Source organism: Streptomyces sp. NPDC001851, assembly GCF_040297165.1.
GTDB lineage: Bacteria > Actinomycetota > Actinomycetes > Streptomycetales > Streptomycetaceae > Streptomyces.
Genome location: NZ_JBEOYR010000001.1, coordinates 367,772 through 394,482, shown reverse-complemented (window position 1 = coordinate 394,482; position 26,711 = coordinate 367,772). Strand labels below are relative to the sequence as shown.

20 protein-coding genes are annotated in these 26,711 nt (G+C 72.1%); 10 read left to right on the top strand and 10 right to left on the bottom strand.

The genetic code is table 11. The annotated features are described in order from the left end of the window. Positions 1-7: 7 nt before the first annotated feature. Together ABT171_RS01825 and ABT171_RS01820 are read right to left on the bottom strand one after the other, a co-directional pair. Positions 8-3,211 (bottom strand): tetratricopeptide repeat protein, encoded by a 3,204-nt coding sequence (locus ABT171_RS01825; RefSeq protein ID WP_351238651.1) that lies wholly within the window; start codon positions 3,209-3,211, stop codon positions 8-10. A gap of 177 nt (positions 3,212-3,388) precedes the next feature. Next, positions 3,389-3,775, bottom strand: a complete 387-nt coding sequence (locus ABT171_RS01820; protein ID WP_351238649.1) for a hypothetical protein — start codon at positions 3,773-3,775, stop codon at positions 3,389-3,391. 125 nt (positions 3,776-3,900) lie between these two features. Here ABT171_RS01820 and ABT171_RS01815 point away from each other — a divergent pair, with 125 nt between their 5' ends. The 6 genes from ABT171_RS01815 (at position 3,901) to ABT171_RS01790 (ending at position 13,197) form a co-directional block, all read left to right on the top strand. Continuing rightward, on the top strand, positions 3,901-4,491 hold the full coding sequence (locus tag ABT171_RS01815) for an ArsR/SmtB family transcription factor (protein WP_351238647.1): 591 nt from the start codon (positions 3,901-3,903) through the stop codon (positions 4,489-4,491). Then, positions 4,472-6,514 carry a thioredoxin domain-containing protein gene (locus ABT171_RS01810; RefSeq protein ID WP_351238645.1) on the top strand — a complete coding sequence of 681 codons (2,043 nt, stop codon included), beginning with the start codon at positions 4,472-4,474 and terminating at the stop codon, positions 6,512-6,514. Before ABT171_RS01815 ends, ABT171_RS01810 begins: the two co-directional genes overlap by 20 nt. A gap of 191 nt (positions 6,515-6,705) precedes the next feature. Continuing rightward, positions 6,706-7,974: a glycosyltransferase gene (locus tag ABT171_RS01805; RefSeq protein ID WP_351238643.1), complete on the top strand. Its 1,269-nt coding sequence runs from the start codon at positions 6,706-6,708 to the stop codon at positions 7,972-7,974. Continuing rightward, positions 7,971-9,623 carry an ArnT family glycosyltransferase gene (locus ABT171_RS01800; protein WP_351238641.1) on the top strand — a complete coding sequence of 551 codons (1,653 nt, stop codon included), beginning with the start codon at positions 7,971-7,973 and terminating at the stop codon, positions 9,621-9,623. The genes ABT171_RS01805 and ABT171_RS01800 overlap by 4 nt, the downstream gene beginning before the upstream one ends. Then, positions 9,620-10,798, top strand: a complete 1,179-nt coding sequence (locus ABT171_RS01795; protein ID WP_351238639.1) for a glycosyltransferase — start codon at positions 9,620-9,622, stop codon at positions 10,796-10,798. The genes ABT171_RS01800 and ABT171_RS01795 overlap by 4 nt, the downstream gene beginning before the upstream one ends. Further along, positions 10,795-13,197, top strand: a complete 2,403-nt coding sequence (locus tag ABT171_RS01790; RefSeq protein ID WP_351238637.1) for a galactose oxidase early set domain-containing protein — start codon at positions 10,795-10,797, stop codon at positions 13,195-13,197. The genes ABT171_RS01795 and ABT171_RS01790 overlap by 4 nt, the downstream gene beginning before the upstream one ends. On the opposite strand, the gene ABT171_RS01785 is transcribed toward ABT171_RS01790, so the two are convergent. From ABT171_RS01785 to trhA, 4 genes are all read right to left on the bottom strand, one after another. Continuing rightward, on the bottom strand, positions 13,194-13,916 hold the full coding sequence (locus tag ABT171_RS01785; protein ID WP_351238635.1) for a Mut7-C RNAse domain-containing protein: 723 nt from the start codon (positions 13,914-13,916) through the stop codon (positions 13,194-13,196). The two genes, ABT171_RS01790 and ABT171_RS01785, sit on opposite strands and share 4 nt — an antisense overlap. Positions 13,917-13,949: 33 nt before the next feature. Beyond that, positions 13,950-14,582, bottom strand: a complete 633-nt coding sequence (locus tag ABT171_RS01780) for a TetR/AcrR family transcriptional regulator (RefSeq protein WP_503072678.1) — start codon at positions 14,580-14,582, stop codon at positions 13,950-13,952. 5 nt (positions 14,583-14,587) lie between these two features. Continuing rightward, complete coding sequence (locus tag ABT171_RS01775) at positions 14,588-16,153, bottom strand: MFS transporter (RefSeq protein WP_351238631.1); 1,566 nt, start codon at positions 16,151-16,153, stop codon at positions 14,588-14,590. Positions 16,154-16,265: 112 nt separating this feature from the next. Further along, positions 16,266-16,979, bottom strand: a complete 714-nt coding sequence (gene trhA, locus ABT171_RS01770; RefSeq protein ID WP_351238629.1) for a PAQR family membrane homeostasis protein TrhA — start codon at positions 16,977-16,979, stop codon at positions 16,266-16,268. A 290-nt stretch (positions 16,980-17,269) separates the two neighbouring features. Between trhA and ABT171_RS01765 the strand changes: the two genes are divergently transcribed. Then, positions 17,270-19,090 carry a phosphoenolpyruvate carboxykinase (GTP) gene (locus tag ABT171_RS01765; protein ID WP_351238627.1) on the top strand — a complete coding sequence of 607 codons (1,821 nt, stop codon included), beginning with the start codon at positions 17,270-17,272 and terminating at the stop codon, positions 19,088-19,090. A gap of 199 nt (positions 19,091-19,289) precedes the next feature. Here ABT171_RS01765 and ABT171_RS01760 read toward each other — a convergent pair whose 3' ends face one another. Further along, entirely contained in the window at positions 19,290-19,709 is a 420-nt protein-coding gene (locus tag ABT171_RS01760) for an SCO4983 family protein (protein WP_351238625.1), read from the bottom strand. Between the two features lie 99 nt (positions 19,710-19,808). Further along, complete coding sequence (locus tag ABT171_RS01755; RefSeq protein WP_351238623.1) at positions 19,809-21,020, bottom strand: pyridoxal phosphate-dependent aminotransferase; 1,212 nt, start codon at positions 21,018-21,020, stop codon at positions 19,809-19,811. 124 nt (positions 21,021-21,144) lie between these two features. On the opposite strand from ABT171_RS01755, the gene ABT171_RS01750 reads away from it, so the two are divergent. The 3 genes from ABT171_RS01750 to ABT171_RS01740 all read left to right on the top strand — a co-directional run bounded on the left by ABT171_RS01750 (position 21,145) and on the right by ABT171_RS01740 (position 23,762). Further along, positions 21,145-21,870, top strand: coding sequence for a hypothetical protein (locus ABT171_RS01750; RefSeq protein WP_351238621.1), 726 nt, complete (start codon positions 21,145-21,147; stop codon positions 21,868-21,870). Positions 21,871-22,182: 312 nt separating this feature from the next. Beyond that, positions 22,183-22,824, top strand: a complete 642-nt coding sequence (locus ABT171_RS01745) for a DUF1707 SHOCT-like domain-containing protein (protein WP_351238619.1) — start codon at positions 22,183-22,185, stop codon at positions 22,822-22,824. A gap of 104 nt (positions 22,825-22,928) precedes the next feature. After that, complete coding sequence (locus ABT171_RS01740; protein WP_351238617.1) at positions 22,929-23,762, top strand: S1 family peptidase; 834 nt, start codon at positions 22,929-22,931, stop codon at positions 23,760-23,762. A gap of 6 nt (positions 23,763-23,768) precedes the next feature. Here the strand turns inward: ABT171_RS01740 and ABT171_RS01735 are convergent, their stop codons facing one another. Together ABT171_RS01735 and ABT171_RS01730 are read right to left on the bottom strand one after the other, a co-directional pair. Continuing rightward, complete coding sequence (locus ABT171_RS01735; protein WP_351238615.1) at positions 23,769-25,379, bottom strand: N-acyl-D-amino-acid deacylase family protein; 1,611 nt, start codon at positions 25,377-25,379, stop codon at positions 23,769-23,771. A 39-nt stretch (positions 25,380-25,418) separates the two neighbouring features. Further along, positions 25,419-26,690 (bottom strand): amino acid deaminase, encoded by a 1,272-nt coding sequence (locus tag ABT171_RS01730; protein WP_351238613.1) that lies wholly within the window; start codon positions 26,688-26,690, stop codon positions 25,419-25,421. Positions 26,691-26,711 lie beyond the last annotated feature (21 nt).

The window sequence follows — 26,711 nt, the reverse complement described above, 5'->3', positions numbered from 1 at the left end:
CCGGGCGTCAGCGCCACGCCGGTACCGCCACCCCCATCACCTCCCGGGCGTGGCGGTCCGGAGTCATGCGCAGCCGCCAGGCCTGCCAGCCGTCCTCCAGGCTGACCCCGCGTTCCAGCAGCAGGGCGTACGCCGGGACGTAGTCGGCGAGCTTGTCGTCCCGCAGGGCATGGCCGGCGCGGGCCAGCTGGGCCAGCTCCTCCTGGGCGACCGCCGTGCCCACCTCCACCCCGCCCGGCGCCGCGTACGGCAGCAGGGTGCAGCGCAGGAAGCGGGCCCAGTCCTCGCCGCGCCGGTCGCCGTAGGAGACGAACAGGTCCAGCGCCTCGTCGCAGAGGGCCAGCGCCGCCTGCGTACGGGCGTTGCCGGCGTCGACCACCGCCAGCTCCAGGCAGGTCCACGCCTCGCCGTGGGCGACGCCGATGCGCTGGAAGTCGGTGCGGGCGTCGACGAGGAGCTGCCGGGCGAAGCCGGAGTTGCGCAGCGAGCCGGTCTGCGCGGCCCGCTGGTCGCGGGTGACCCGGGCCGAGTGGTGCCGGGCGCAGGCGAGGCCGTAGACGTCCCGCATCCGGGAGAACATCGTCCGGGACCGCTCCAGGTCACGGACCGCCGGATCCAGCTCGCCGGTCTCCTCCAGCGCCTGGCCCAGGTAGTACAGCGTCCACGCCTCGCCGCGCGCGTCCTCGTTCTCCCGGTGCCGGGCGGCGGCCTGCCTGAGGCCCTCCACGGCCGGTGCGGCGTCGCCGTCCACCAGACGGGCCCGGGCCAGCTGGGTCAGTGCCCAGGCCTCGCCGCGTGCGTCGTGCGTCCGGCCGTACCGCTCCAGGGCGGCCCGCAGCTCTGTCTCCGCGCGCGGTGCGTTCCCCAGCCGCAGGGCCAGCTGGCCGAGCTGGAAGTGCGCCCAGGCCTCGCCGTGCACCGAGCCGCCCTCGCGGTGCAGGACCAGGGAGCGGGTGAGCAGCTCCAGGGCCTCGGCCAGCCGGGCCCGGTCGCGCTGGACGGCGGCCAGGGCGTGCATCGTCCAGGCCCGGTCCGTCGCCAGCTCCGGCGCAGCCTGCAGCTCCAGTGCCTCTTGCAGCCTGGCGGCGGCCTCGGTGAGGTTGCCCTGGTGGTGCAGGGTGATCCCGAGGGAGCACAGGGCGCGGGCCGCACCGGCCTCGTGGTGCGCCTCCCGGTACAGGTCCACCACCGAGGTCAGCGTGGTGCGCGCCTTGTCCAGCTCGCCCAGCTGCCGGGCCGCGATACCGGTACGCCACTGCACCGAGCGGACCAGCAGCCCCTGGTCCACGGCCTGTGCCAGTTCGCTGATCTCGCCGAGCCGGTACAGGTCGCCGCGCAGCAGGCAGTAGTCGCACAGCGCGCCCAGGAGGTTCAGCACCGCCGACTGGTCCACGCCCTCCGCGTGCCGCAGGGCCGCGGTGATGAAGCTGGACTCGTCGTCCAGCCAGCGCAGCGCCTCGTCCAGCGAGGTGAACCCGTGCGGGCCGAACTGGTGCGCCCGCGTCGACATGTTCCCGTCGACCAGGCGCAGCACCGAGTCCGCCAGCTCGGCGTAGTTCACGATCAGCCGCTCCTGCGCCGCGGTGCGCTCGGCCGGGTCCTCCTCGTCCAGCAGCCGGGCCTGGGCGAAGGTGCGCACCAGGTCGTGCAGCCGGTAGCGGCTGCCGCGCACATGGTCGATGAGGCCGGCCGCGGCGAGGGCGCCGAGGTGGCGTGTGGCCTCCGTCTCGTCCGTGGCGAGCAGGGCGGCCGCCGCCGCGGCGCCCAGCGAGGCCCGGCCCACGAGCGCGAGCCTGCGCAGCAGCCGGCGCGCCGGCTCCGGCTGGTCGGTGTAGCGCAGCCACAGGGCCCGCTCCACCGGCTCCACCGTGCCGTACGCGCCGAGGTCCGCGGCCAGCTGCCGGGGCGAGCGGGGGCCGAGCGCGGAACCCGCGATCCTGAGCGCCAGCGGCAGCCCGGCGCACAGCGCGTGGATCCGCTCGGCGGACTCGGCGTCGTACGGACCCGACGCGTCCTCGGCCGCCGCGCCGAGCAGCTCCTCGGCACCGGCCGCGTCCAGCGCCTCGACCGGCAGGTGGTGCACCCAGGCCGACAGGTCGGCGGGGAGGCCGAGGGCGGTCCGGGCGGTGACCAGGACCAGGCTGTCGGAGTGCTCGGACACCAGCGCCCGCACCTGCTCCGGGTCGGCGGCGTCGTCCAGCACGATCGTCACGGGCAGCCCGGTCAGATGCTGGTGGTACAGCTCGCCGAGCCGCTTGACCTGCTGGTCGGGGGAGGAGCGCTCCCGGAACAGCAGCTGCTCGCGGGGCGCGCCGAGCCGGTTGAGCAGATGCAGCAGGGCGTCCCGGGTCGCGAGCGGCGCCTCCTCGCGGGTGCCGCCGCGCAGATCCACGACCACCGCGCCGCGGAAGTGGTCCCGCAGTTCGTGCGCCGCGCGCACCGCGAGCGTGGTCCGGCCGGAGCCGGGCTCGCCGTGCAGCACGACCACGGTCGGCCGTGTCTCCGTGGCCGCCCTGGCCGCCTGCGCCCACTGCCGGATCCGCGCCAGCTCCGCCCGGCGCCCCGCGAACGGTCCCGCCGGGTCCGGGAGTTGCCCGAAGGACTGCTCCAGCACCCTGCGCCGGCGGGCCGCGGCGCTCTTGCCCGCGCCGCGCAGCGTGGGGCCGCCGGTCTTCTTCGGGCCCGTGGAGGCGCTGATCACCCGCTGCTGGTCGAGGAACGGGCGGATACCGCGCACCTCCAGCGCGGTCAGCCACTGCAGCCGCAGCTGCTCGGGGCCGCCCGGCTGTCCGGCGGCGCCCGCGTGGTGATGCGCGGCGGGCACATGGGCCCCGGCCGCCTTCACCAGGGAGGCGGCGGCCCCGGCCACGCCCGCGGTGACGCCCGCCCCGACGGCCGTACCGGTACCGGTGCCGAGCGACAGGTCGGCCACTGCGGCGGCCACCGCGGCAACGGCCGCCACCAGTAAGGCGGTTCCGGCGCCCTGGCGGGCGTACCGCTGCCCGAAGGTCAGCCGGCCCGCCTCGGCCTCGTCCAGGGCGCGGGTGTAGACCTCGTACTCCTCGCCGGCCGCCCCCGCCATCGCGTCCAGCGCACCGCGCGCCCGGGACAGCAGTACCTGCCCGTCGATCCGCCCGCCCGAGCGCCGGACCTCCTCCTCGACCGCCCGCACCAGCAGCCGCTCGGCCTCCGCCCGATGCCCGTCCCGCATGTCCCGTCCCCCTCCGGCCGCACCGTCCTTGCGTATGAGTGTCCTTCGGCGCGGGCGGAAGCGGGAGGGGCGGTCTTCGGCGGGGAGCCGGGGAGGTGCGGCAGCGTCCGTGCGGACCAACCGCTCGGCCGGCACTCCCTGCGCCGCGCGTCCCCGGGCCGGGCATCTCCGGGCACCTCAGCGGGTGTCCACCGGCCCTCTCCCCTTGCTCAGCGCGAGGCGGACGCACGCCCCCGCCAGCGCCCCCTCCGCCACCGCGCACAGCAGCGCCTCGGCCAGCGGGGCGCCCGTGCCCGCCGTCGTTATGTCGAACCAGGCGTCCAGCACCGCGACCGACGCCGTCGCCGAGGCCGTGAGGCGGGCTCTGGCGTCGCCGCGCAGACCGAGCAGGGCCGTCGCGGCGCACCCCGCCGCCATGAGGACGTCGAGGCCGATCCAGGCCAGCGGCCAGTTGTCCACCTCGGTGCTGCCCGGCAGCGTCAGGGCCAGCACCACCGTCCATGGCATCAGGAGGACCGCCGCCGCCCCCAGCAGGACCCAGGGCCACTTCTTCCGCAGACTCACGTCCTCCGCCTTCCCCTCACGGCATCTCTCCGACTGCCCCCACCGTAGAACGCCGAGAAAATTCTGCAAAGAAATCTCGGCAGACCTCAGGGACTTCTCGGGGTCCTCAGGGTTACGGTGGCCGCATGACCGACGGCATGCCCGAGATGACCAGCCTGGAGCGCACCGCCCTCTACAAGTCCCTCGGCAACCCCCTGCGCCGCCGGATCCTGGAGTACCTCGGCCGGCACGGCGAGGCGAACTCCACCGTCCTCGCCCGCGAACTCGGCGAGAGCTCCGGCACCACCAGCTACCACCTGCGCAAACTCGCCGAGCAGCGGCTCATCGAGGAGATCCCGGAGAAGTCCGGCGGCCGGGAGCGCTGGTGGCGGAGCCTGCCCTTCAACCACACCACCCCCGACCCGGCCGCGATGCCCCCGGAGGAGTACGCGGCCGCCGCCCAGGTCGCCCGCATCAAGATCGAGTTGGACACCGCCCTCTACCACCGCGCCTACCAGGAGTACCGCGGACCCGAGGGCTGGGCCCAGATCCAGCGCCACGGCACCTGGATGACCAGGGACGAACTGCTGGGCTTCATGCGGGAGTACCACGCCCTCCTCGCGCGGTACGGCCACCCGCGCGAGGAGGCCCCGGACGGGGCGCGCCCGGTGTCCATGCGTTTCTACGCGGTACCCGAGCCCGTGGGAGAGTGGAACGGTGAACCGACTGGCCCATGAGACGTCCCCGTATCTGCTCCAGCACGCCGACAACCCCGTCGACTGGTGGCCCTGGTCGGCCGAGGCCTTCGACGAGGCCCGCAGGACCGGCAAACCCGTGCTGCTGAGCGTCGGATACAGCAGCTGTCACTGGTGTCATGTCATGGCTCACGAGTCCTTCGAGGACCAGACCACCGCCGACTACCTCAACGAGCACTTCGTCAGCGTCAAGGTCGACCGCGAAGAGCGGCCCGACGTCGACGCCGTCTACATGGAAGCCGTACAGGCCGCCACCGGGCAGGGCGGCTGGCCCATGACCGTGTTCCTCACCCCGGACGCCGAGCCCTTCTACTTCGGCACCTACTTCCCGCCCGCCCCGCGGCACGGGATGCCCTCCTTCCGGCAGGTGCTGGAGGGGGTCCGGCAGGCCTGGGACACCCGGCGCGACGAGGTCTCCGAGGTCGCCGGGAAGATCGTCCGCGATCTCTCCGAGCGGGAGATCGTCCACCAGGCCCCGCAGCCGCCCGGTGAAGCGGAACTCGCCCAGGCTCTCCTGGGGCTGACCCGCGAGTACGACCCGCAGCGCGGCGGATTCGGCGGCGCCCCGAAGTTCCCGCCGTCCATGGTGCTGGAGTTCCTGCTGCGGCACCACGCGCGCACGGGCGCCGAGGGCGCGCTGCAGATGGCCCAGGACACCTGCGAGCGCATGGCCCGCGGCGGTATCTACGACCAGCTCGGCGGCGGATTCGCCCGCTACTCCGTCGACCGCGACTGGATCGTGCCGCACTTCGAGAAGATGCTGTACGACAACGCCCTGCTGTGCCGGGTGTACGCGCACCTGTGGCGGGCCACCGGCTCGGACCTCGCCCGGCGTGTCGCCCTGGAGACCGCCGACTTCCTCGTGCGTGAACTGCGCACGGAGGAGGGCGGGTTCGCCTCCGCGCTCGACGCCGACAGCGACGACGGCAGCGGGCGGCATGTCGAGGGCGCGTACTACGTGTGGACGCCCGAGCAGCTACGGGCGCTCCTCGGGGACGCGGACGGCGAACTCGCCGCCCGGTACTTCGGTGTGACCGAGGAGGGGACCTTCGAACACGGGCAGTCCGTGCTCCAGCTCCCCCAGGAAGACGTCCTCTCCGACGCCGGGAAGATCGCCTCCATCAGGGAACGCCTGCTGCACCAGCGCGCGCAGCGCCCCGCGCCCGGCCGGGACGACAAGGTCGTCGCCGCCTGGAACGGCCTCGCCGTGGCCGCACTCGCCGAGACCGGCGCCTACTTCGGCCGCCCCGACCTGGTCGAGGCCGCCCTCGGTGCCGCCGACCTCCTCGTCCGCGTCCACCTCGACGACCACGCCCGCCTCGCCCGGACCAGCAAGGACGGCCGTGCCGGCGCCAACGCCGGGGTGCTGGAGGACTACGCCGATGTCGCCGAGGGCTTCCTCGCGCTCGCGTCCGTGACGGGCGAGGGCGTCTGGCTCGACTTCGCCGGGCTGCTCCTCGGCCATGTGCTCGCCCGCTTCACCGATCCGGAGACCGGCGCGCTCTACGACACCGCCTCCGACGCCGAGCGGCTCATCCGCCGGCCGCAGGACCCCACCGACAACGCCACCCCCTCCGGCTGGACCGCCGCGGCCGGTGCCCTGCTGGGGTATGCCGCCCACACCGGATCCGAGGCCCATCGGACCGCCGCCGAGCGCGCGCTGGGGGTCGTGAAGACCCTCGGGCCGCGGGTGCCCCGGTTCATCGGCTGGGGGCTCGCCGTCGCCGAGGCCCTCCTCGACGGACCGAAGGAGGTCGCCGTCGTCGGACCCGGCCTCGCGGACGAGCGGACGACCGCCCTGCACCGTACGGCGCTTCTGGGTACCGCTCCGGGCGCCGTGGTCGCCGTCGGCGCCGTGGAGAGCGACGAGTTCCCGCTCCTCGCCGACCGGCCCCTGCACCAAGGTGAGCCGGCCGCGTACGTCTGCCGTCACTTCACCTGTGACGCGCCGACGACCGACCCGGAGCGGCTGCGGGCCCTGCTCGGGGGAACACCCACGGGGTGAACTGTCCGAATGTGAGCAGGTGTTCGGATACATCCCGCGACATCCCGCTACTCGCACCACTTTCCGAAACAGTGTATTTATCGGAACGGTCTCCCCGCTTCACACTTCCCCCCTAGTCTCTCCACAGCGACGCGACGGGTATGACGCCCCGTCGCGCGCACAGGGGGTATCGGGGATCTGGGGGGATCTTTTTGCTCACGTCTGTCTTCATCGGCGCCGTCTCACTGGCCCTGTTCTGGATGGCAGCCTTCACCCTGTGGTGGCAGATGCACGCGTGGCGCACGCCCGAGGTGCTGGCCTCCACCCGGTTCGGCAGGCCGGACGGCGGCGCACACCTGTCGTTCTCGCTGCTGTTGCCCGCCCGGCACGAGCAGGCGGTGCTGGACCACACCATCCAGCGGTTGCTGGAGTCCACACACACCGACTTCGAGATCATCGTGATCGTCGGGCACGACGACCCCGGGACCACGGCCGTCGCCGAACAGGCCGCCGCCCGCGACCAGCGCGTCCGGGTCGTCGTCGACACCCACGAGAAGAAGAACAAGCCGAAGGCCATGAACACGGCGCTGCCGCACTGCCGCGGCGATGTCGTCGGGGTCTTCGACGCCGAGGACCAGGTCCATCCGGAGCTGCTCGCCCACGTCGACCACGCCTTCCGCACCACCCGGGCGGACGTCGTCCAGGGCGGCGTCCAGCTCATCAACTTCCACTCCAGCTGGTACAGCCTGCGCAACTGCCTGGAGTACTTCTTCTGGTTCCGCTCCCGGCTGCACCTGCACGCGCAGAAGGGGTTCATCCCGCTCGGCGGCAACACCGTGTTCGTGCGGACCGACGTCCTCAGGGAAGCGGACGGCTGGGACCCGAACTGCCTCGCCGAGGACTGCGACCTGGGCGTCCGGCTGTCCAGCGTCGGCAAGAAGGTCGTCGTCGCCTACGACTCCGACATGGTGACCAAGGAGGAGACCCCGGGCTCCCTCATGTCGCTGCTCAAGCAGCGCACCCGGTGGAACCAGGGCTTCCTGCAGGTGTACCGGAAGAAGGACTGGAAGCAACTGCCCGCGTTCGGACAGCGGCTGCTGGCCCGGTACACGCTGATGACGCCGTTCCTGCAGGCCTTCTCCGGCGTGGTCATCCCGCTCGACGCGGCCGCCGCGCTCTTCCTCGACGTGCCCGTCGGCGTCGCCTTCCTCACCTTCCTGCCGCTGGTCACCGCCGCCGTCACCTTCGTCTTCGAGGTGGTCGGGCTGCACGACTTCGGCAAGCAGTACGGCCTGAAGGTCCGCCTCCCCCACTACGTGAAGCTCATCGTGGGCGGCCCCTTCTACCAGGTCCTCCTCGCCGGTGCCGCGATCCGCGCCGTCTGGCGCGAGCAACGCGGCCGCAACGACTGGGAGTTGACCACGCACGTCGGCGCGCACCTCACCGCGGCCGAGCCCACCCGAGAGGACATTCCTGCGTGACCTCCACACTTCCCGCGGTGACCGCAGCGAAGGTCCCCGCGCAGCCCACACCTGCGCCCACAGCCCGTTCGACCGGTCGAACGCAGCCGCCGCCACGACTCCGCTCCTCCCGCCCCGACCTGCTCCTGTGCGGCGTCCTGCTCACGGCGATCCTCGTCGTCCAGGGCTGGAACATCGCCGCCTACCCGACCCTCAGCGACGACGAGGGCACCTACCTCGCCCAGGCCTGGGCCGTCCAGCAGGGCCGGGGCCTGGCCCACTACACCTACTGGTACGACCATCCGCCGCTCGGCTGGATCCAGATAGCCCTGCTCAGCTGGATCCCCTCGGCCCTCAACCCCGGTTCGATGACCGTCGGCACCATGCGGCTCGTCATGCTGCTGGTCAGCGGCGCCAGCGCGGTCCTCGTCTACGTCCTCGGGCGCCGGCTCTCCCTGCCGCGCTGGGCCGCCGGACTCGGCATGGCCCTGTTCGGGCTCTCCCCGCTCGCGGTCGTCCTCAGCCGCGAGATCTTCCTCGACAACATCGCCGTGATGTGGCTGCTGCTGGCCTTCTGCCTCGCCGCCTCGCCCAGCCGGCACCTCTGGCACCACTTCGGCGCGGGCCTCGCCGCCGCCGCGGGCGTCCTCACCAAGGAGACGATGCTCGTCGTCCTGCCCGCCCTGCTCGTCACCATGTGGCGGCACGGCCACCGCGACACCCGCAAGTTCGCCCTCACCGGAGCCGTCACCGCCTGCGCCCTGACGGGCTTCTCCTATCCGCTGTTCGCCCTGCTCAAGGGCGAGTTGCTGCCCGGTTCCGGACACGTCTCGCTCTGGGACGGCATCACCTACCAGATGTCCAGGCCGGGTTCGGGATTCATCCTCGACGCGGGCTCCGGCTCGTACGGCGTCCTGCACTCCTGGCTGTACTACGACCGCGTCCTGCCCCTCGGCGGCCTCGGCGGAGCCCTGCTCCTGCTGCTCACCTGGCGCTGGTCGGTCACCGCCCGCGCGCTCGCCGGACCGGCCCTCGCGGTCGCCGTCCTCGCCGCCGTCGCCCTGCGACCGAACGGCTATCTGCCCGCCATGTACGTCATCGGCGCGCTGCCCTTCCTCGCCCTGGTCCTCGCCGGCGGCGCCGCCTCCGTCGCCCACGTGATCACCAGCAGGTGGCGCGGGGACACCGAGCGCCGCCACGTCACCGGCGGCCGGTACGCGCTCGCCGCCGTCCTCGCCCTCGCCGCCGGCGCCTACGTCGTACCGCACTGGTACGACGGCGACCGCACCGCCGTCACCGCCGACGCCAACCGGCCCTACCGGCAGGCCTCCCACTGGCTCGGCACGAAGGTGGCGGATCCCCAGGACACCCGGGTCCTCGTCGACGACGCCCTCTGGCTGGACCTCGTGCACGCCGGCTACCGGCCCGGGCTCGGCGCCATCTGGTTCTACAAGGCCGACCTCGACCCCGCCGTCACCAGGACCCTGCCGCACGGCTGGCGGGACCTCGACTACGTCGTCGCCTCGCCGACCGTCCGCCGCGACGCCAAGGACCTGCCGAACGTCAGGGCCGCCATCCAGCACTCCACGCCGGTCGCCACCTTCGGCCGCGGAGAGGACCGCATCGAGATCCGGCGGATCCGGCCCGCGGCCACGGGGGGCGCCCGATGAGCGAGTACACCGCACCCGTACCGGGCCTGGACGCCGTAGCGGTCCCCGAACCCGGCGCCGTCACCATCGTCGTACCGACCTTCAACGAGTCCGCGAACATCCGGCGGTTGCTGCAGCAGATCACCCGGTCCGTGCCCGCGCGGCTGCCCTGCGAGGTCGTCTTCGTGGACGACTCCACCGACGACACCCCCGAGGTGATCCGCGAGGCCGCCCGGGACTGCCCGTTCCCGGTGGCCGTACTGCACCGCGCGGAACCCGTCGGCGGGCTCGGCGGCGCGGTCGTCGAGGGACTCAGGGCGGCGACCTCCGAGTGGATCGTCGTCATGGACGGCGACTGCCAGCATCCGCCGTCCCTGGTACCGGAGTTGATCGCCACCGGCGAGCGGGCGAACGCCGGGCTCGTCGTCGCCTCCCGGTACATCGCGGGCGGCAGCCGGGCCGGGCTCGCCGGCGGCTACCGGGTGGCCGTCTCGCGCGGCGCCACCTGGCTCACCAAGGCCCTCTTCCCGCGCCGGCTGCACGGCATCAGCGACCCGATGAGCGGCTTCTTCGCCCTCCGGCGCGGCACCGTCACCGCCGACGTGCTCAAGCCCCTCGGCTACAAGATCCTCCTCGAACTGGCCGTCCGCGGCCGGCCCCGCCGGGTCGCCGAGGTGCCGTTCGTCTTCCAGGACCGGTTCGCCGGCGAGTCCAAGTCCACCGCGCGGGAGGGCTTCCGCTTCCTGCGCCACCTGGCCGGTCTGCGCACCGCGTCCCCGGTCGCCCGCATGATCGGCTTCGGGCTGATCGGAGCGAGCGGCTTCGTACCGAACCTGGTGGGCCTCTACGCCCTCACCGCCCTCGGCATGCACTACCTGCCCGCCGAGGTCCTCGCCAACCAGTCCGGCGTCGCCTGGAACTTCCTGCTCATCGAGCACCTGCTGTTCCGCGACCGGCGCGCACACCGCCGCTGGTGGGACCGGCTCGGCCGGTTCGCGCTGCTGGCCAACGCCGACCTGGTGCTGCGCATCCCGCTGATCGCGCTGCTCGTCGGCCGGTTCGGCATGGGTGCCCTGCCCGCGACCGCGCTGGCGCTGGTGCTGACATTCGTCCTGCGCTTCGTCGGCACCGAAGCGCTGGTCTATCTCCCGCGACGCCGCCGCGGGGGTCGTACGACCGCAAGGAGAGCCGTGTGAGCAAGTACCGCAGACGGACGGCACTGGTCGGGGTGGGCGCCCTGACCGCCGGTCTGCTCCTCACCTCGCCGCAGAGCGCCGAGGCCGCCAACCTGATCAAGAACCCCGGCTTCGAGACCACCGGCACCGGTGACATGCCGTACTGCTGGGAGAAGGCGGGCTGGGGCGACAACGACTTCACCTACGAGACCACCTCCGACGCGCACTCCGGTGCGAAGGCCATGAAGGTCACCCTGACCCGCCGGGTCGACGGCGACCGCAAGGCGATGTTCCTGGAGTCCACCGACTGCGCGCCCGCCGTGAGCGTCGGCAAGCAGTACGACCTGGGGCTCTGGTACAAGACCACGACCCCGGACGCGAACGTCACCCTCTTCCGGCACGACAGCACGACCGGCTGGCAGTACTGGACCGACGTCAAGACCCTGGAGATGGCTTCCAGCTGGACCCGGGCCACGGTCCGCACCCCCGGGATACCGGCCGGCACCGACCGCATCACCTGGGGCGTCTCCGTCTACGGCACCGGCTCGGCGACCACCGACGACTACACCATGGATCAGGTCCCCGACCCGCTCCCGCCCGCCCGGTGCACGGGCACCAGCGACCAGTGCGCCGACGGCAGCTGGTCGGTGCTGCCCACGCAGAACCCGGTCCGCTCCATGCACTCGGTCGTCCTCAACAACGGCAAGGTGCTGCTGATCGCCGGCTCGGGCAACAGCGAGGACGCCTTCAACGCCGGCACGTTCACCTCCGCGGTGTACGACCCGGCGAACGGCACCTACAAGGTCATCCCCACGCCGAAGGACATGTTCTGCGCCGGGCATGTGCAGCTGCAGGACGGCCGGGTGCTGGTGCTGAGCGGCAACAAGGCCTACCCGGTCGCGGGCGGGCACGGCTACGAGGGGTTCAAGGACTCGTACGTCTTCGACCCCGCGACCGAGACGTACACCAAGACCAACGACCTCAACGACGGCCACTGGTACCCGTCGGCCACGGAGCTGGGCAACGGTGACGTCGTCACCTTCGGCGGGCTGCGCGAGGACTCCACGGGCTCGGTGACCGCCGACCGCTGGTCGGACAAGGACCAGCAGTGGCTGCCGGGCTGGAAGGTCAACCAGACCTGGTCCTTCTGGGGCCTGTACCCGGCGATGGTCCTGATGCAGGACGGCCGCCTCTTCTACACGGGCAGCCATGTCTTCGGCAACAACATCCCCGGCACGGGATCGGCGATCTACGACTACGACGCCAACACGATCACCCAGATCCCCGGCCTCCAGAACAAGGACGAGCGCGACCAGTCGGCGTCCGTGCTGCTGCCCCCGGCGCAGGACCAGAAGGTGCTGACCATCGGCGGCGGCAACATCGACTCCAACCCGGACGCGAACCGGCTGACCGACGTGATCGACCTCAAGCAGGCCAACCCGTCGTACGCCGCCGGGCCGCCGCTCCCGCAGGGCACGGTCGACCTCGGAAGCGGCAAGGTCGCCGAGACCGGCAACCAGGGCAAGATGTACGTCTCCGCGGTCCTGCTGCCCGACGGCAAGGTGCTGGAGACCGGCGGCGCCCTGCACAACCGCGCCAACCCGGTGTACGAGTCCTCGCTCTACGACCCCGGCACCAACACCTTCGACCCGGTGGCCGCCGACCCCCAGTCCCGCGGCTACCACTCCACGGCGTTCCTGCTGCCCGACGGCCGGGTGATGGCCACCGGCGACAACCCGGGCAACGGCAGCTGGAACCACAACGTGTCGATCTACACCCCGCCCTACCTCTACAAGGGCACGCGGCCGACGATCACCTCGGTGATCAACCAGGAGTGGAAGTACGGCGACACCCAGCGGATCACCGTCGACCACCCCATCGCCAGGGCCGAGTTGATCCGCCCCGCCGCGGTCACCCACTCCTCGGACCCGAACCAGCGCTTCGTCGACCTGCCGCTGAGCGTGGACGGCAACAACGTCGACCTGAACGTGACCAACAACCCGAACATCGCCCCGCCCGGCTGGTACATGCTCTTCGCGGTCGACGCCAACGGGGTTCCCTCGGTGGCCAAGTGGGTGCACCTGACGGGCCCCGCGGCCCTCAGCCCCACCACCGCCGCCCCGCACGTCCACGCCTTCGCCGACGCCCTGTCCGGCAAGGAGTCCGGCCCGGGCCCGAAGCGCACCTCGCAGGCGGTCAGCCCGACACTCTCCGGCTGCGACCGGCACTACGGCTCGGTCAACGTCTGTGTCCCGACGGTCTTCCCGCCCAAGGTGAGGAAGACGGCGGCGGCGCGCTGCACCTGGCTCAGGCAGAACCACTACGGCCGGCTGAAGGTCAACGGCGGCGACGACCCGCTGGGGCTGGACCGGAACCGGAACGGTGTCGCCTGTGAGAAGGGGGACACGAGCAGGCGCTAACCACGTCCTGCCAGGGCGCGCTCCACGATGGCCTCCAGCTGGTCGTGGTGCGCGCCCTTCCAGTAGGCCCGGCCGCATGCCGTGCACTGGGCGAAGACGTCGTACGAGCGCTGGGTGCCGTGCTTGAGCTGGTGGGCGACCTCGGCCTTCGTGGCCTGCTTCAGCAGGCCGTTGCAGGCGGTGCAGCGCGTCCACGGGTTCAGGTCGGGGGCGAAGCGGTCCAGCACGTCGTGCAGCTGGTCGTCGGGGCGGGTGCTGTAGACGAAGGCCCCGGCCCACAGTTCGCGGCGGCGCAGCAGGCCCCGGTCGCGGCTCAGCATCACCCGCTGCTCGGCCGCCGAGCGTGCGGCGAGCGCCGGATCGCCGATGTCCGTCGACTCGTACGCCGTGTCCACACCGAGCAGGCGCAGCCGGCGGGCCAGGGTGCCGAGGTGGACGTCGAGGAGGAAGCGGAGCGGGGCGCCGGGGACCTGCTGGGGGCGGGTGACGGGGCGGACGGACACCGTCTCGCCCGCCGCCGGGATGTGCGAGACGGGCACCTCGCGGCCGTCCACGACCAGTGCGCCGACCTCGGTCAGCGGGACGCCGAGGGACTCGATGACATGGCCGAGCGTCGAGACGCCGTCGGTGCCGAGCGGCGTGGCGCCGGCCCGTCGGGCGGCGGGCACGAACAGGTGGAGCGCGGGGGCGACTTCGACGTGGATCTCGGCTCGGTTCACCCCGTCAGGATCGCACGGGGGGCCGCCCGGACCTCAGCGGTTTTCGGCGGGCAGGCCGTGTTCCAGGACCGTGAGGGCGCGTTCCATGAGGTCGCCCAGGTCACCCTCCTGGTCGTGCTCGCCCCAGTACATGTTGGCCTCCATGAGCCCGGCGATGACGGACATGGAGTAGACCCGCACCTCAAGGCTGTCCGGGTCGTGGCCCGTGCGGTCCGCGATGGCCCGGCGGAGCAGGACACTGGTGCTCGCCATGCTCTCGAACACCCGGGAGCGGACGGCGGGGACCTCGACCCCGAGACGCGTCCGCAGCCGGAGCACCTCGGGGTCGTCGTGCATCAGGCCGGCGAGCGACGCGCGCATGACGTACCGCAGCGACTCCAGCAGCGGCTCGTCCGCCGGGCGGGCCCGCAGTTCCTCCGCCATGAGGTGGTCGTACTCGTCGGTGAGGACGATGTCCTCCTTGGTCGGGAAGTACCGGAAGACGGTCGACGGCGACACCTCGGCCCGCTCGGCGATCTGGTCGACGGTCGTGGCGTCGTACCCCTGCTCCCTGATCAGTTGGTATGTCGCGGTGCGGATCGCCTCACGAGTCTTGATCTTCTTGCGCTCGCGCAGACCCAGTTGCGGGCGGTCGGCGGGGGAGAGGGGGGAACGTGCGGCCGTCATGGGGGTCATTGTCGGGCATCCTGCAGCGGGGCGACCACGTCGGGGGCGGCGGCGTCCGCGGGTCCGGCGGCCGCCGTCCCGGGCAGGAACGCCGCCGCCAGCAGCGCGGAGACCAGGGCGGCGGCACCGCACACCAGCAGCACGACGGTCATGCCGTGGACGTACGCGCCGTTCGCGGAGGCCGCGAGGTGGGCGGAGTGGGCCTTCTCGGCGACCACATGGGCCGCGACGATCGAGTCCCCGGCGGTGCCGGCGGCCTGCGCGGGCAGCCCGGTGACGTCCAGCCGGTCACGGAAGGCGTTGGCGAGCAGGCTGCCGAGCAGAGCGATGCCGATCGCGGAGCCCACCTGGCGCAGCGTCATCAGCAGTCCGGAGCCGCTGCCGGCCCGGTCCCGGGGCAGGGTGCCGAGCGCGTTGGTCATGGCCGGCACGAGGGCGAGACCGAAGCCCAGTCCGGCGGCGGTGAGCCACAGTGCGGTGAAGCCGTAGCCGGAGCCGGTCGTCGTACGGCTGCCGAGGAAGGCGGCGAAGGCCAGGACCACCAGGCCCGCGCTGACCGAGGCACGCGCGCCGAAGCGGGCGGCGACCGGCGGGGCGAGCTTCGCGGAGACGGACAGGCCGAGGACCATGGGCAGCATCCGGATGCCGGTGCCGAGGGTGTCGTTGCCGAGGACGGCCTGGAGGTAGGCCGGCAGGACGAACATCAGGCCGGACAGCACGAACATCACGAGGGTCGCGGCGACGGCGTTGAGCAGGAAGCCTCGCCGGGCGAGCAGGGTGAGGTCCAGCATGGGGCGCCGGACCCGGCGCGAGCGCAGCACGAGCGCGGTGATGAGGACTGCGGACCCGGCGAACAGGGCGAGGACCAGCGGGTCGTCCCAGCCGCGGTCGGAGGCCTCGGTGGTCGCGTAGACCAGGGCGCCGAGCCCGGTGGTGGTGAACACGGTGGAGAGCCCGTCGACCGTGGGGGAGTGCGGGTCACGGGTCTCGGGGAGCAGCAGGACGCAGGCGAGGATGCCGATGACGACCATCGGGATGTTGATCAGGAAGACCGATCCCCACCAGAAGTGGTCGAGCAGCCAGCCGCCGATGATCGGTCCCAGGGGCATGCCCAGGGCGCTGCCGGTGGAGACGAGACCGATGGCCTTGCCCTGCTCCTGCGGTGCGAACAGCGAGGGCAGCACCGACATCGCCAGCGGAGTGATGAACGCGGCGCCGAGGCCCATGACGGCGCGGGCGGCGATCACCGCGTTCACGTCCCCGGCCAGGGCACCGAGCAGCGAGCCCGCCAGGAAGACCACGAGTCCCCCGATCAGCATCCGGCGTCGCCCGAACCGGTCCCCGAGCAGTCCGGCCGGGAGCATCAAGGCGGCGAAGACGACGACGTACGCGTCCGCCATCCACTGCTGCTGGCCCGTGGTGGCGCCCAGCTGCCCGGCCATCGTCGGCAGCGCCACGTTGAGGATCGTGGTGTCGAAGCCGAGCACCAGCATGCTTGCGACCAGGGCCCCGAGGGCCCACCAGCGGCGGGAGTCGTGCCGAGACCCGTCCACGTTAGTGACAGTAACCATGAAAAGAGAGTAACTATCAAAAACAGGCGACTGTCAATATCGATCCAATGGCAGGCGCACGAAAACGGCCACGGCGGGTGAGCCGTGGCCGGAAATGGAGGCGGGACGGGGGTTACGCGTGCTGGTACGCCACCAGCGAGATGCCGACGTAGTGGACGACGAACGCGGCGAGCGTGAAGGAGTGGAAGACCTCGTGGAAGCCGAACCAGCGCGGGGACGGGTTCGGTCGCTTGATGCCGTAGATCACGCCGCCGGCGCTGTAGAGCAGGCCGCCGACGATCACCAGGACCAGGACGGCTATGCCGCCGGCGCGCATGAAGTCCGGCAGGAAGAAGACGGCCGCCCAGCCCATGGCCAGGTAGCAGGGCGTGTAGAGCCAGCGCGGGGCGCCGACCCAGAAGACGCGGAAGACGATGCCCGCCGCGGCGGCGGCCCAGATGCCCCACAGCAGCCACTCGCCCTTGGCCCCGGGCAGGAGCAGCAGGGTCAGCGGCGTGTAGGTGCCCGCGATGATCAGGAAGATGTTGGCGTGGTCCAGGCGCCGCAGGACGCCGTCCATCCGCGGGCTCCAGTTGCCCCGGTGGTACAGCGCGCTGACGCCGAAGAGCAGGCAGGCCGTCAGGACGTAGATCCCGCAGGCGATGCGGCCTCTGGTGGAGTCGGCGAGGGCGGTGAGTACGAGGCCCGCGATGAGTACGGCCGGGAACATGCCGAGGTGCAGCCAGCCGCGGAGCCTGGGCTTGACCGGATGCGGCAGGGAGAGCGCGACGGGACCGCGGCCGCTGGCCGGCGTCTCCGTGGGCGCGTCGGGGGCGGACGCAGTCATGCGGGGCATGGTACCTACGGCGCCGTAAGTCGGGTATCAGCGCCGCTCTTGGGTCGGTCGAACGCAAAAAGACCTTCAGGTGACGCAAACCTGGACGTAAAGGAAACGTAAACGGGCCTGGAAACCGTGGTCTTCCTCACGTGCTCACCTGTGAGGTCCCCTGGACATATGGGCACTCGTGTCGGATACGATCAAATGAGTGCAGTCGGCACCGGATGAGCAGCACAGAAGCGTCCGGGTCGCAGCCCCCACGGGGCCACAAGGACAAAATCCCTCACTTAGGAGCAACCGTGGCGCGCGACAACTCGGCTTCCAGCGTTCCCACCCACCACCAGGAACTGATCTCGTGGGTCGACGAGATCGCCGAACTGACGCAGCCGGACAGCGTGGTCTGGTGTGACGGCTCCGAGGCCGAGTACGACCGGCTGTGTGCAGAGCTGGTGGCCAAGGGCACCTTCAAGAAGCTCGACCCGATCAAGCGCCCCAACTCCTACTACGCCGCCTCCGACCCGACCGACGTCGCCCGTGTCGAGGACCGGACCTTCATCTGCTCCGAGAAGGAGGAGGACGCCGGCCCGACCAACCACTGGAAGGCCCCCGCCGAGATGCGGGAGATCTTCAGCGGCGAGAAGGGCCTGTTCCGCGGCTCCATGCGGGGCCGCACCATGTACGTCGTCCCGTTCTGCATGGGTCCGCTGGGCTCGCCGCTGTCCGCGATCGGTGTGGAGATCACCGACTCCGCGTACGTCGCCGTCTCCATGCGCACGATGACGCGCATGGGCCAGGCCGTCCTGGACGAACTCGGCGACAGCGGCTTCTTCGTGAAGGCCGTGCACTCCCTGGGCGCCCCGCTGGAGGAGGGCCAGGAGGACGTGCCGTGGCCCTGCAACTCCACCAAGTACATCTCCCACTTCCCCGAGGACCGCGAGATCTGGTCCTACGGCTCCGGCTACGGCGGCAACGCCCTGCTCGGCAAGAAGTGCTACGCCCTGCGCATCGCCTCCGTCATGGCGCGCGACGAGGGCTGGCTGGCCGAGCACATGCTGATCCTCAAGCTCACCCCGCCGCAGGGCGAGTCGAAGTACGTGGCGGCGGCCTTCCCCTCCGCCTGCGGCAAGACCAACCTCGCCATGCTGGAGCCCACGATCTCCGGCTGGACGGTCGAGACCATCGGCGACGACATCGCCTGGATGCGCTTCGGCGAGGACGGCCGCCTGTACGCGATCAACCCCGAGGCCGGCTTCTTCGGCGTCGCGCCCGGCACCGGTGAGCACACCAACGCCAACGCGATGAAGACCCTGTGGGGCAACGCGGTCTTCACCAACGTCGCGCTGACCGACGACGGCGACGTGTGGTGGGAGGGCATGACCGAGGAGGCCCCGGCCCACCTGACCGACTGGAAGGGCAACGACTGGACGCCGGCGTCCGGGACCCCGGCCGCGCACCCCAACGCCCGCTTCACGGTCCCCGCGTCCCAGTGCCCGATCATCGCGCCGGAGTGGGAGGACCCGAAGGGCGTGCCGATCTCGGCGATCCTCTTCGGCGGCCGGCGTGCCAGCGCGGTGCCGCTGGTGACGGAGTCCTTCGACTGGAACCACGGTGTCTTCCTGGGCGCCAACGTGGCCTCCGAGAAGACCGCCGCCGCCGAGGGCAAGGTCGGCGAGCTGCGCCGCGACCCGTTCGCGATGCTGCCGTTCTGCGGCTACAACATGGGCGACTACATGGGCCACTGGGTCGACGTCGCCAAGGGCAGGGACCAGTCCAAGCTGCCGAAGATCTACTACGTCAACTGGTTCCGCAAGAACGACGAGGGCAAGTTCGTCTGGCCGGGCTTCGGCGAGAACTCCCGTGTCCTGAAGTGGATCGTGGAGCGCCTGGACGGCAGGGCCGAGGGCGTCGAGACCCCGATCGGCGTGCTGCCGGCCAAGGGTGCGCTGGACACCAAGGGCCTCGAACTGTCCGAGTCGGACCTGGACTTCCTGCTCACGGTCGACAAGGAGGTCTGGCGCGAGGAGGCCGCCCTGGTCCCCGAGCACCTCAACACCTTCGGCGACCACACCCCGAAGGAGCTGTGGGACCAGTACCGCGCGCTCGTCGAGCGCCTGGGCTAGTCCCGCCCGAGACTCCACGGCCGGTCCGGATGCCCTGACCAGCGATCGTCACGGCCGGCCGTGGTGACCACCCACCGGTGCCCCGCACAAAGGCGTGCGGGGCACCGGCTTGCCGGGTGCCGTGAGGAAGTGGCACCCGGTCCGCGCGTCGCTGCGGGTGCACGCGGACCGGGGCCGAACGTGGGACCCGGGGGCCGGGTCAGGCGGTGGTGCTCAGTTCCTCGGGCTCCGACAGCGCGTCGGCGTGCGCGTCCATCCGCTCGGCTGCCAGGATCGCCGCCGCCGTGTCCGCGCGCGAGGCGGCGACCACGAGCGCCCGCCCGGCGAGGGCGTGGGCGCGCCGGTGCAGCGCCGCGCGGTCACCGGCCGTGGACGCGGTCGCCCGCAGCGGGGCGCGCCCTCCGCACAGCCGGGCCACCTGTTCGGCGAGCCGCTCGGCGGAGGCCTCCAGGTCGGCCGACGGGGTCAGTCCGCGCAGCTCGTCGGTCACGGCGAGCAGGGCCGCGAGGTGTCCGGCGAGCTGGATGTCCAGCTCCTCCTCGCGTGACCGGTGGGGGAAGTCGGAGGTGGTGCCGGCCATCGTGCGGTGGACCGACTTGCTGCGGATCGGTTCGTACATGGGTGATGGCCTCCTGTGCTCTGACAGGAAGCCATCCTAGCTTGGATTTCGTCTAAAGTTGAGTCGTGTCACGGAAAGGAGTCGGTGAAGCCCGCTCCGCTACGGCTGGCCGTATCCGTCCAGGAAGTTCCCGATCCGGGTGATCGCGTCCCGGAGGTCGCCGACCGTCGGGAGGGTCACCACACGGAAGTGGTCCGGCTCCGGCCAGTTGAAGCCCGTGCCCTGGACGACCATGATCTTCTCCTGGCGCAGCAGGTCCAGGACCATCCGCCGGTCGTCCTTGATCTTGAAGACCTGGGGGTCGAGCCGCGGGAAGAGATACAGCGCGCCCTTGGGCCGTACGCAGCTCACGCCCGGGATCTGCGTCAGCAGCTCGTAGGCGGTGTCCAGCTGCTCCTTCAGCCGGCCGCCCGGCAGTACCAGGTCGTTGATCGACTGGCGCCCGCTGAGTGCGGCGACCACCCCGTGCTGGCCCGGCATGTTCGCGCACAGGCGCATGTTCGCCAGGATCGTCAGACCCTCGATGTAGGAGTCGGCGTGGGCGCGCGGGCCGGAGACCGACATCCAGCCGACCCGGTAGCCGGCCACCCGGTACGCCTTCGACATGCCGTTGAAGGTGAGGGTGAGCAGGTCGGGGGCGATTTTGGCGGTCGGGGTGTGGGTGGCGCCGTCGTAGAGGATCTTGTCGTAGATCTCGTCGGAGCACACCAGCAGGTTGTGCCGGCGGGCGATGTCGGTGAGCCCCTTGAGCATCGCCTCGTCGTACACGGCCCCCGTCGGGTTGTTGGGGTTGATGATCACGATCGCCTTGGTGCGGTCGGTGACCTTGCGCTCGACGTCGGCCAGGTCGGGCATCCAGTCGGACTGCTCGTCGCAGCGGTAGTGCACCGCCGTGCCGCCGGAGAGGGAGACGGCCGCCGTCCACAGGGGGTAGTCCGGGGCCGGTACGAGGACCTCGTCCCCGTCGTCCAGCAGCCCCTGCATGGCCATCACGATCAGCTCGGAGACCCCGTTGCCGATGAAGACGTGCTCGACGTCCGTCTCGATGCCGAGGGTCTGGTTGTGCATGACGACCGCGCGGCGGGCGGCCAGCAGGCCCTTGGCGTCGCCGTAGCCGTGCGCGCTGGAGACGTTGCGGAGGATGTCCTCCAGGATCTCCGGGGGGCACTCGAAGCCGAAGGCGGCCGGGTTGCCGGTGTTCAGCTTGAGAATGCGGTGCCCCGCCGCTTCGAGCCGCATGGCCTCTTCGAGAACCGGGCCCCGGATCTCGTAACAGACGTTGGCGAGCTTGGTCGACTGGATCACCTGCATGCCGTGAGCTTACGGCCCGGTAATGCCTCGTGGGTCGTGTTTTCCACCACGTGAGACCGGGGGTTTGCCCGGATATCGCCGAAGGCTGTCTCAGGAGTCACTTGCGTCCCTACAATCCGCTGTCATGTCCACCGAACGGGAGCACCAGGCGGGGGCGTACGGCGCGCAGGGCCCGGGCGGTGAGCACCGGGAGCGGCCGGACGCGACCTCCGCGCAGCCGTCGCCTCCGGCACCGCCGAGCATGTACCTCCGGCAGGCCCCGGCGCCGGCGTACGAGGAGTACGCCGACCCGGCGGCGGCGCACGGCTGGCAGAGTGCCTACGACGAGACACGCGAGCTGCCCCCGCTGACCGAGCCGGATGAGCCGGTCCGGCCGGGTGAGGGGCGGGCCGCGCGGCGTCGTGCCGGGCGGCGCACGGGCAGCCGCCGGCGGGTGGCGGTCGCCGCCGGGGTGCTGGGCGTGGCCGGCGCGGTCGCGGTGATCGCCGCTGTGGCGGGCGGCTCGGATTCCGCGGTCCCCGACGGCTCCCGGCCGGCCGACGACGGGCGGGTCGCCGTCGGGGACTCGGCCACCGCGAGCCCCCACAAGGACAACGGCTCCCCGGCCACCACGGCCTCGACGGCCACCACGGGCACCCCCTCGACCGCACCGCCCGGCGCGACGACCTCCCCACCCGCCCACGCCTCCCACCCAACCGCCACCCCACCGGCCGCCCCCACCACTCCACGCACCCCCACGCCCGCCCCCACCCTCCCGCCCACCACAACGACGGCCGCCCCGGCCGCCTCCACAACGGTCCTCCCGGGCGGCCGGGGCCACGGCCACGGCCCGACAAAACACCCCCGCTGACGGCGGGCACCGCGTTCGCGTCAGTCGTCCGCGTGCCGCCAGGGCCGCCGCCCGGCCCTGCCTTCCGGCCGCGCCCGCCACGGCCTGCCCGGCTGCCTCCGTGTCGGCGCCACCGGGCGGCCGGGGGCACGGTCGCGGGCTCGGCGAAGGCCGCCGTTGACCGGCCGGGCGTCGCGTTCGCGGGCCCGGCGAAACACCCCCGTTGACGGCGGGCGCCGCGTTCGCGTCAGCCGTCCTCGGTGCCGCTGCCCTGCCCTGCGTTCCGGCCGCGCCCGCCACGGTCGACCCCGCCGCCTCCGTGTCGGTGCCGCCGTGCGGCCGGGGGCACGGTCGGGGGTCGACGAAGCGCCCCGCTGGTCGGCGGGCGTCGATTTCGCGTCAACCCTGCTGGCGGGCAGGCCAGTCGGACTGCCTCGGGGTGGTGCGGCGGGTCCCGCGTGCGAGAGTTGCCCGCATGACCGAGCAGCCCTCTCCCGCGGGACGTGTGCCGTCGAGCGGGTGCGGGCCGCCGTGGCCGACGGCCGCCTGCCGCTGGGCGAGTTGGACGACCGGCTGGACCAGGTGCACAGTGCCCGGACGCTCGGCGAGCCGGCGCTCGCCGCACGCAGCCTGCCCGAACCGGGGCCCAGGGACTCCCCGGGGGTGGACCGGGCGCCGCCCGCCTCCCGTTGCGCGCTGGGTGTGTTCGGCGGGTTCCACCGTGACGGCGAGTGGGTCGTTCCGCCCAGGTTCACCGCCTGGTCCATGTGGGGCGGCGGCCGGCTGACCGAGATCCGGGCGGCCGCGCTCTGTTCGGCGTCTTCCGCGGGCACGGCGCCCGCAAGCCCGGTCGGCCCGGTGCCCCGCGCGTCGTCGTCAAGGGTCTCGCCCTGTTTGGGGCTGTTGTCACCAAAGTGCGTGGCGGATAACCGCGTTGGGCCGAGCGGGAGGCAGAGGGAAACCCCTATGACCTGACCAGGCTCCTTGTTCGCACCCCTCCCAGCACTGAGAATGCGCATGACAAATGAAGGGCGGCCGGAAAATGTCCGGTCGCCCAAGTCGTCAGAGGGGACCCCCACATGAACAAGCCTCTCCTTGCCGCACTCTCCTCCGTGGCCCTGGTCGGACTGGGCGCCGCCCCCGCGGTCGCCGCCCCGCACACCGTCGTCAAGCCCAAGGTGACCGTCAACTTCGCCGGCACCGTCGCGCTCAGCAACTGCTCCGGCTCCGTCATCCGCTTCCCCAACTCCGCGGACACCGACCCGGCGCTCGTACTGACCAACGGCCACTGCCTGGAGACCGGCTTCCCCGGACCCGGCGAGGTCATCACCGGCCAGTCCTCCAGCCGTACCTTCGGACTGCTCAACGCCAGCGGCAGCAAGGTCGCCACCCTCCGCGCCAACCAGGTCGTCTACTCGACCATGACGGACACGGACGTCACGATCTACCGCACCACCACGACGTACGCGGCGATCAAGAACTCCTACGGCATCTCCCCGCTCACCCTGCAGGACACGCACCCCACCGCCGGCACCGCCATCAAGGTCGTCTCCGGCTACTGGAAGCGCACCTACAGCTGCAACGTCGACGGGTTCGTGTACCGGCTGAAGGAGGGCGACTGGACCTGGAAGGACTCGCTCCGTTACACCTCCTCCTGCAACACCATCGGCGGCACCTCGGGCTCCCCGGTGATCGACACCGCCACCGGCAAGGTCGTCGCGGTCAACAACACCGGCAACGAGGACGGCGAGCGCTGCACCGAGAACAACCCCTGCGAGGTCGACGAGAGCGGCAACGTCACCGTCCGCCAGGGCATCAACTACGCCGAGGAGACCTACAACATCCCGGCCTGCTTCACCACCGGCAACAAGCTCGACCTCGGCGCGGCCGGCTGCACCCTGCCCAAGCCGTAAGGGCGCTCACACCGGCGTACGGCGGACGGACCGGCCCGCGAGCACGTCCGTCCGCCTCCCGTCCTCGATGACGAACCGGCCGTCGACCAGGACGTACGGGATACCGGTCGGCAGCGTGCGGGGCTCGGCGGAGGTCGCACCGGACGCCACCGTCTCCGGGTCGAACAGCACCAGATCGGCCCGGTAGCCCTCGCGCACCAGCCCCCGGTCCGGCAGTCGCAGCCGGGCCGCGGGCCGGGACGTGAGGTGGGCGACGCACTCCTCCAGCGAGAGCAGCCCCAACTCCCGTACGTAGTGGCCGAGATACCGCGGGAAGGTGCCGTACGCGCGGGGGTGCGGCCGGTCGCCGCGCAGGATGCCGTCGGAGCCGCCCGTGTGCGTGCGGTGCCGCATGATCGTGCGGACGTTCTGCTCATGGCCGACGTGCTGGAGGATCGTCGTACCGAGCCGGTCCTCGATCAGGAGGCGGCGGGCGGTGTCCCAGGGGGCCTCGCCGCGCACCTGGGCCGCCTCCCGGACGGTACGGCCCACGAGGCCCCCGAGCGCGGGCCCGGTGACACCGGAGATCTCGATCGTCGCCCAGTCCACCGGCACGCCGTGGCAGCCGTCCGAGCCGGTCACCTCCAGGTCGTGCCGGATCCGCGCGGCCGTCGCCGGGTCGGTGAGGCGCGCCAGGACCCGCCCCGGGCCGCCCTCGCTCGCCCAGCTCGGCAGCAGCGCGGCCAGGGTGGTGCAGCCGGGGGTGTAGGGGTAGGTGTCGAGGGTGATGTCCGCGCCCGCGTCCAGCGCCCGGTCCAGCAGGGCCAGCAGTTCCGGCGCCCGGCCCCCGTTCACGCCGAAGTTCATCGTGGCGTGGGCCAGGTGGAGCGGACAGCCGGCCTCCCGGGCGACGGCCACCATCTCGGCGTACGCCTCCAGGGCGCCGGCGCCGTAGGAGCGGTGGTGCGGGCAGTAGTAGCCGCCGTACGCCGCCACCACCCGGCACAGTTCGACGAGTTCGGTGCCGGGGGCGTACATGCCGGGCGTGTAGGTGAGCCCGGACGACAGCCCGACCGCGCCCTGCTCCATCCCCTCCGCCACCAACCGCCGCATCCGGCCCAGCTCTTCGGGGGTGGCCGGGCGGTCCTCCCAGCCGACGACGAGGGCGCGGACGGTGCCCTGCGGGATGAGGTAGGCCGCGTTGACGGCGATGCCCTGGTCGAGCCGGTCCAGGTACTCGCCGACCGACCGCCAGTCGAAGCCGATGTCGTCGCCGTACCCGTTCCACCCGGTGATCGCCCGCCGCACCTCCTGAAGGGTGCGGTCGTCCACCGGCGCGTACGACAGCCCGTCCTGGCCGACGACCTCCAGGGTCACCCCCTGCGCCGCCTTCGCGCTGTGGTCGGGGTCCCGCAGCAGGGCGAGGTCGGAGTGGGCGTGCATGTCGATGAAGCCGGGGGACAGGACCAGGCCCTCCGCGTCCAGCTCCCGCATGGCGCGCGGGCGCTGGCAGCCGGCCGCGGCGGCCTCCTTGACGATCGAGACGATCCGGCCGTCGCCGACCACCACATCGGCCCGGTACGACGGCTCGCCGCTGCCGTCGACGACGTCGGCGTCCCGGATGACCAGGTCCTCCACGTCCCGCCTCCCTCTCACCGGCTCCCAGAACAGCGTCTCCTAGAAGAACGTACGGACGTAGTCGACGACCGTCCCGTCCGCCTCGGCCACCGGGATCAGCTGCCACTTGTCGAAGGACGTGCACGGGTGGGAGAGCCCGAGGCCGATCCAGTCGCCGACCTCGACGTCCGCGCCCGGTTCCGTGCGCAGCCAGGTGTGCTGGTCGGACAGGCCGGTCACGGTGATGCCGGTGGCCGGCCGCTCGGCACCGTTCCGGCGCACCACCTGCGCGGTGGGCAGGTCCAGGTCGTGGGCGGCGTCGCGCTTGCCCGCGTTGGCGAAGGCCTGCTCGGGGGCGGGCCGGGAGACGACCTGCGCCCACAGCCGGAACGCGGGCTCCAGCGCGCCCTCCTCGGGCACCCGGGTGAAGGGGGTGAGCCTGCGGTAGTGCCCGTCGTCGTGCGAGACGTACGCCCCCGAGCGCAGCAGCCTCAGCACGGGCGCGGACAGTTCGGGCAGCTCGGCGAGGACGTCGGACACCGCGTCGAACCAGGCGCTGCCGCCCGCGCTGACGATGATCTCCTCGGCCTTGTGGAACCGCCCGCCCTTGTCGAGCTCGACGGCGAGCGCCACCAGCCGCCGCATGTACGACCGCACACGTTCCGGGTCCGCGCGCGGCACCTCGCCCTCGTACCCCGCCACGCCCACGAGCCGCAGCGTCCCGGTCCGGGCCACCGCGGCGGCGACGGCCTGTGCCTCCGCCTCCGTGCGCACACCGGTCCGGGCCCCGTCGCCCGCACCCAGCTCGACCACCACGTCCACGGGGCGGGTGCTGCCGGTGTCGCGCAGGGCGGTGTCCATCAGCTCGACGCCGCGCACGGAGTCGACGTAGCAGACGAACCGGAAGCCGGGGTCGGCGGCGAGTTCCGCGGCGACCCACCGGAGCGCCGGGGCGTCCACCAGCTCATTGGCGAGAAAGACCCGCTGGATGCCGAACTCCCGGGCGACACGGACCTGATGGGGCATCGCGAGTGTGATGCCCCAGGCGCCGTGCTCGATCTGGCGGTGGAAGAGCTGCGGGGCCATGGAGGTCTTGCCGTGCGGGGCGAAGGCGAGGCCGTGCCGGGCGGTGTACGTCTGCATGAGCGCCAGGTTGTGCGCGAGCCGCTCGGCGGAGAGCACGAGGACGGGAGTGGGGAAGCCGCCCGTGAAGAGGTTGCGGCGCTGGGCGGCCAGCTCGCCGACCGTGAGGCCGTCGGCGTCCGGCGGGAGGCCCTTGAAGCGGTGGTCGACGCGGACCTCGGCCAGGCGGGCGAGCGCTTCGGTGCCCATGGAGCCCCTCTCTCGGCTGTT